Origin of the sequence: Paenarthrobacter sp. CM16, assembly GCF_013179505.1 — a bacterium.
GTDB lineage: Bacteria > Actinomycetota > Actinomycetes > Actinomycetales > Micrococcaceae > Arthrobacter.
In genome coordinates this window covers 1-4,711 of sequence record NZ_JABMCX010000330.1, presented here as the reverse complement: position 1 = coordinate 4,711, position 4,711 = coordinate 1, and the positions used below count along the sequence as shown (strand labels likewise).

The window sequence follows — 4,711 nt, the reverse complement described above, 5'->3', positions numbered from 1 at the left end:
GCAGTCCTTGAACTCATGGGGAAACTGAAGCGGCGATGCGCGGAGCCGTTGACCGGCGGACCGGCACAGTTTCAACCCGCACGGGTCCAACGATAACACTGCCGCTTTCGCGGGAACCCAGGGGCGAAGCCGTGAAAATACCCAGCTCAGCCCCGATCCACCGCCCCTCCACTACGTCAAAATCCCACAGGGGAATCTGCCACGGATCAGCGGGACCCACCCGCCAGGCAAAGGTGGCCCGTGGGGTCTCATCCGTGCGGATCTGGAGCTCAATCCGTGGTCCGGGAAGGTCCACCGCACGCCCCACAGGAAGTTCTTGCGGACCTTCGCTACCGGTGCCGCTGCCCAGGACATATCCGTCACCGGTCCGCACGATCCCCAGCCACGCGTACCGCTGGCCAAGAATCACGACGCCGGCCCGGGTTCCGGCCGGGACATCGTCCAATTCCAGCGTGGTGGTGAAGGTGGACAGTACCCCGGGAAGGATCTGGCCCAGAACGTTGGGAAGTTCCCTGAGGTTGATGGGATCGTTGGCCTGTGGGCGCAGGACCAGGTGTCCTCCTCCACAGGTGGACAGCCATTCTTTGCGGGGATTGGCCTGCCAGTGCCATTGCGGCCCCAGGCCGGGCGAGGTGAAGTTGTCGCTGGTGGGAGGTGCCACGTTATCCGGCGAAGTACCCGCCGGGTATGGATGGACCAGAACCGGCGTCCCCGGACCGCCGTCGGCCGCTGGCGCTCCCATCCATGGCCATCCATCCGCGTCCCAACCCATGGGTTGGAGGTGGACCACGCGGCCGTAGGCGCCGCGGTCCTGGAAGTGCAGGAACCAATCCTGCCCTTCAGGAGTGGTGACCCAAGCGCCCTGATGGGGGCCATTTACCGGAGAGTCACCCTGCTCCAGTACCCGGCGTTCCTCGTAAGGCCCAAAAGGCGAGCGCGAACGGAAGACCGACTGCCATCCGGTGGACACCCCGCCGGCGGGTGCGAAGATCCAGTACCAGTCGCCGCGCTTGTAGAATTTCGGGCCCTCGAGGGTGGTGAACCCGGGCAGGTCCTCGCCGTTGATGACGTGCGTTCCGTGATCCAGCAATCTGGTGGCGTCGGGACTCATCCGGTGGACCGTCAGCCGGTTCTTTACCCCTATGCGGCTTTTCGCCCATCCATGAACGAGGTACGCCTGCCCGTCGTCGTCCCACAGCGGGCAGGGATCTATCAGGCCCCGGCCGGCATATAGGAGGTGCGGTGCGCTCCACGGCCCTTCCGGGTTTTCCGCGCTCAGGACAAAGATGCCGTGATCAGGATCGGGGTAGAAGATCCAGAATTTGCCGTCGTGATGGCGGAGCGCGGGAGCCCACACGCCGCTTCCGTGGCGCACCAGGGAGTAGTGGTTCGTTTGCGGCAACTCCGCGAGGGCATGCCCGGCGTGCTCCCAATCCACCAGATTCGTGGAGCGCAGCACCGGCAGGCCCGGCACGCGGTTGAAGCTGGAGGCGATCAGATAGTAGGTTCCCCCAACCTGGACGGCATCGGGGTCCGGCCAGTCACCGTTGAGGATGGGGTTGCTGTACTCGGGCACGCGGTGTCGATTTCCCATAGCTGTCATGGTGTCCTGTCGGGTGAGTTGCTGAAGTGAAAGTGCTGCTGAAGGAGTTCTTGGGCGTGCCGGCCGTCGGCCACTGTGCCATCGTGGATGACCGCGTGGAGGCTCAGCGTGAGGGGATTGTCCAGGTCCGCAGACACTGCTTTGTCCCATGCGACTGCCGGCCCTGCCCCGACATAGCCCTCGGTCCTGACAAACCATGGACGGAGCTGCCCGGGATCCTGGGCAAGGATGACGGTGGCGTCTTTGCCCAGGTGCCGAATTCCCACCAGGAGCCATGGTGACAGGGAGCCGTGCGCTGCCTCGACGCCCGCCCCGGCGGAACAACGTACCTGCGCGGACCCCTCACTGGAGGGAAAACGCCAAAAGATACCGCCGTAGCCTGCTCCTGCCCGTCCCTTAACGGCCGACGACGAGACGGACAGCTGCTCTACGGCACCGGCGGGCTGGATCACTGAGGAAAAGGAAAAGCTCCAGGTGTTCCCGGCCGGGTGCTCTTGGTAGAGGTAGCTCCGGCGTTCGCTGGCCAGTTGCTGACCGTTGTGGCTGATCCAGGCAACGTCCCCTTCGGCGTGCCCGGCGCGGTGTTGCCAGCCCGAGGAGACTTGGCGCCCGTGGTTGGGCAGGACCGCCGGGCCATTCTGCGTGTAGGTTGACCCTCCCCAGAAATTGGTTCCGTTCAGGTCGGAGAACGCCAGCGACAAACCCAAGTGATGAGGGTGATCCTCTGGTGCCGCCTCGGTGAGCGCGGTCCCGGCCACCGTGCGGATCGGGTGCAGGTAGGGCCTCGGAGATACGAGGTTTGCCAACCCCCGGCCGGTGTTCCCCTGCATCACGTGTGCTCCACGGAGGTTGAAGCTTCCCATGTGCCCCCCTTCGGACGTGGTTACTGGTGCGGCGTTGGCTGGTGAGGGAATCAGCATAAACACGACAGAAAGAGTTCGGCAATATTTGACGAAAGTTTCTGTGGATTATTTCCCCGCGGCGTGAGAATTGTGTTGACAGTCACAGCGATTCCTTGCTAGAAATCGTTTACTCACTACTTTCAACCTCCTCCTCGAGCCCAATCAGTCACTTTTTGGCCCGGCTCACGATCCGTTGCCACAGAAACTTTCTGTTTCATACCTTCACATTCCACCAGCCCGTCCGCTCACGGACCAATGAAAGGCGTCATTCAATGAAGAAGACAGCAAGCACTCCCATCCCCCGCAGGATGGTTCTGGGGGCCGCGGTGGTTGCGGCAGGATTGGCCCTCACCGGCTGCGGAGGCGGCGGCTCCGCGCAGTCCGGCGGCGGTGGAAACGTGGAGTTGAACTTCGTCTTCTGGGGCGATGCGAACCGCGCCAAGATGACCGAGGCGGCCCTGCGGATCTTTGAAAAGAAGAACCCGGGCATCACCGTCAAGACCGAATACCAGGACAGTGGTCCCTACGCAGACAAACTCGCCACACGGTTCGCGGGCGGCAATCCGCCGGATGTCCTGGCCATGGCCAACCGCAGCCTCCTGGAGTACGCCCAGCGCGGCACGCTGGCCGACCTCAAATCATTCCCCGAGCTGAACCTGGATAAAGTCCCGGAAACCACGCTGAGCCGCGGCGAGGTGGACGGCAAGCTCTACGGGCTGGCCACCGGCGTCACCACCATCGGCATGGTGGTCAACAAAACCATCACGGACCAGGCAGGGGTGACCATCCCTGACGACAAGACCTGGAGCTGGGAAGACTACGCCAAATTCGCCACTGAGGTTACCCAAAAAACCGGTGGAAAAGTTTACGGAGCCGGCTACGACGTCGCCACCGAAACCGGGCCCATCATCCTCGCCCGTCAACGCGGTGAAGACTTCTACACCAAGGACAACAAGCTTGGGGTCAGCGAGAAGACCATCGAGGACTGGTTCCAGTACAGCGTGGACCTCCGTAAAGCCGGCGGCTACCCACCGGCCGGGTTCTTCGAACAAATCGGTGGTTCCCCCGCCCAGTCCTACCTGGCCAAGGGCACTGTAGCTTCGCAAATCATCCCCATCAACAACTTCCGTGGATACAACGAGGCCGTTGAAGGCGAAGTGGTCCTGCTGCGCATTCCGGGCGAGACCACCGGCGAGCGCCGGGGCTACTCCGCGGACCCCACCATGTTGTGGTCCATCGCTGCCAAGTCCAAGCACCCCAAGGAAGCTGCAAAATTGGTGGACTTCCTGACCAATGATGCCGAGGGCGCCGCCGAGGTCCTTACCCAGCGCGGTGTGCCCATCAACCCGGAGGTGGCTGATGCCATCACCCCGAAGCTGAGTGCGGATGACAAGACCTTCGTGGACATGATGGCCGCCATTCAGGAAGACGAACTTCCTGCCGCCTACGTATATCCCAAGGGCGCCAGTGTTGTGGCAGACACCCTGAAGCAGTTGACCACTGAAGTGGAGTTCGGCCGCGTGAGTCCCGCCGATGCCGCGAAGACCTTCATGGAGAAGAGCAATGCAGCCATCAACAAGTAACTCAGGTCCCGCTCCTGAGGGGACGGTGGCACCATGTCGGTTCTGACCAAACAACCTCCCGGCGCCCCTGCCCCGGCTTCGGCACTGGACGGCAAGCCCCGGATCCGCCCGTCGCGGCGGAAGAAGCAGCGCTCAGGGTACCTGTTCCTGCTCCCTTGGTTCCTGGGGATGTTGTTCACCGTCATCCCGTTCTTCGCCTCGTTGTACTTGGCCTTCACGGACTACAACCTCTTCACCGAGCCGAATTTTGTGGGGCTCGCCAACTTCCAGGCGATGTTCGAGGACCCCCGGCTCCTTCAGTCGCTGAAGGTCACCTTCATTTACACGTTCGTGTCCGTCCCGATTTCCCTGGCTGTTGCCTTGCTGGTGGCACTGGTGTTGAACCGGGGGCTTCAGGGTCTTTCGATCTACCGCTCCGTGTACTACCTGCCTTCCTTGCTGGGCGGGAGCGTGGCAATCGTGATGCTGTGGCGCTACATCTTCGGCAATGACGGGATCGTCAACGGGTTCCTCGGCTTGTTCGGAATCCAAGGACCCGCGTGGGTGACTGACCCGCAGTTCTCGCTGAGCACCCTGATTGTGCTGAATGTGTGGACCTTCGGCTCGCCCATGGTGATTTTCCT

The 4,711-nt window shown here is 62.5% G+C and carries 4 protein-coding genes; 2 read left to right on the top strand and 2 right to left on the bottom strand.

Annotation, left to right across the window (positions count from 1 at the left end):
* Window positions 1–13: 13 nt before the first annotated feature.
* Entirely contained in the window at window positions 14–1,594 is a 1,581-nt protein-coding gene (locus HP499_RS20920) for a glycoside hydrolase 43 family protein (protein WP_172326048.1), read from the bottom strand.
* 5 nt (window positions 1,595–1,599) lie between these two features.
* Window positions 1,600–2,466 carry a DUF6807 family protein gene (locus HP499_RS20915; protein WP_172326047.1) on the bottom strand — a complete coding sequence of 289 codons (867 nt, stop codon included), beginning with the start codon at window positions 2,464–2,466 and terminating at the stop codon, window positions 1,600–1,602.
* A 311-nt stretch (window positions 2,467–2,777) separates the two neighbouring features.
* Between HP499_RS20915 and HP499_RS20910 the strand changes: the two genes are divergently transcribed.
* Complete coding sequence (locus HP499_RS20910) at window positions 2,778–4,088, top strand: ABC transporter substrate-binding protein (RefSeq protein ID WP_172326046.1); 1,311 nt, start codon at window positions 2,778–2,780, stop codon at window positions 4,086–4,088.
* A 33-nt stretch (window positions 4,089–4,121) separates the two neighbouring features.
* The coding region (locus HP499_RS20905; protein ID WP_172326045.1) for a carbohydrate ABC transporter permease at window positions 4,122–4,711 on the top strand (590 nt) is incomplete at its 3' end.